Origin of the sequence: Streptomyces lancefieldiae (genome assembly GCF_031845825.1) — a bacterium.
Classification (GTDB): Bacteria; Actinomycetota; Actinomycetes; order Streptomycetales; family Streptomycetaceae; genus Streptomyces; species Streptomyces lancefieldiae.
Map to the genome: position 1 here is coordinate 1 of NZ_JAVRFH010000218.1, position 1293 is coordinate 1293.

Consider the following 1293-nt stretch of genomic DNA (forward strand, 5'->3'; position numbering starts at 1 on the left):
GTCCGGTGTGATCTGGAGGACTTCGCGGCGGAGATGTTCGAGCCGTTCGCGCGGGCGGATCAGCGCCGGTGGGGCGGGGTCTATCTGCGGGGTCTGCTGCTGGACGGCGGGCGCAAGTCGGTGGAGCCGATGGCCGCCCGCCTGGGCGAGGACGGTAACCGACAGGCGCTGGCCCACTTCGTCACCTCCAGCCCGTGGGATGCGGCGCATGTCCGGGCCCGGTTGGCCTGGCGCATGCAGCCGGTCGTCAAGCCCACCGCGCTGATCATCGATGACACCGGGTTCCTCAAGGACGGGGACGCGTCGGCATGCGTGACCCGGCAGTACACCGGCACGGCGGGCAAGGTCACCAACTGCCAGGCCGGGGTCTCCTTGCACCTGGCTTCCGACGGCGCCTCGGTGGCCGTGAACTGGCGTCTGTTCCTGCCTGGGAGCTGGGATCCTGCCTCGCCGAAGGCCGATCCGGTCAAGGTGGCCCGTCGTGACAAGTGCGCCATTCCTGCCGAGGTGGGGCATGTCGAGAAGTGGCAGCTGGCCCTCGACATGATCGACGAGACGCGGTCCTGGGGCATCGAGGTGCCCCAGGTCATCGCCGACGGAGGCTACGGGGACACCGCCGCTTTCCGGACCGGCCTGGAGGAACGCGGTCTCGACTACGTGGTGGGCATCTCGACCACGACCACTGCGCAACCCGAGGACGCACAGCCCTGCACCCCGGCCTACTCCGGCCTGGGCCGACGGCCGGTGTCTGCCTACCCCGAGCCGGCGCAGACCGTGAAAGACCTGGTCATCGCGGCCGGAAAACGCGCCGCTCGGCCGGTGCAGTGGCGGGAGGGCTCGCGGCCCGGCAGTGGCCGCAGCGGACACAAACGCATGTACTCGCGCTTCGTAGCCCAGCGGATCCGGCCCGCCGGACGTGAGATCCGCAAGGCCACGGCCGGCAGCGAGCTTCCGGTCCGCTGGCTGCTGGCCGAATGGCCCGCCGACCAGGACGAACCCGTGCAGTTCTGGCTCTCCAACCTACCCGAGACCACCCCGCTGCCCGTCCTCGTGCGCACCGCGAAGCTCCGCTGGCGCATCGAGAACGACTACCGCGAGATGAAACAGGCCCTCGGCCTGGCCCACTTCGAGGGCCGAACCTGGCCAGGCTGGCACCACCACGTCACCCTCGTCTCAGTCGCCCACGCCTTCTGCACCCTCCAGCGACTGAGCCGATCCCCAAAAGAGACGGCGTCGGCCTGAGCCTCTACCGAGTCGTCCGCGAGCTGCAGATACTCCTCGCGACCTGGACCG

Annotated in this window: 1 protein-coding gene; it reads left to right on the forward strand. The window is 69.8% G+C overall.

From position 1 onward, the window contains the following. A partial coding sequence (locus tag RM812_RS41720) for an IS701 family transposase (RefSeq protein WP_394816608.1) occupies positions 1-1242 on the forward strand: 1242 nt, incomplete at its 5' end. Positions 1243-1293: the final 51 nt, after the last annotated feature.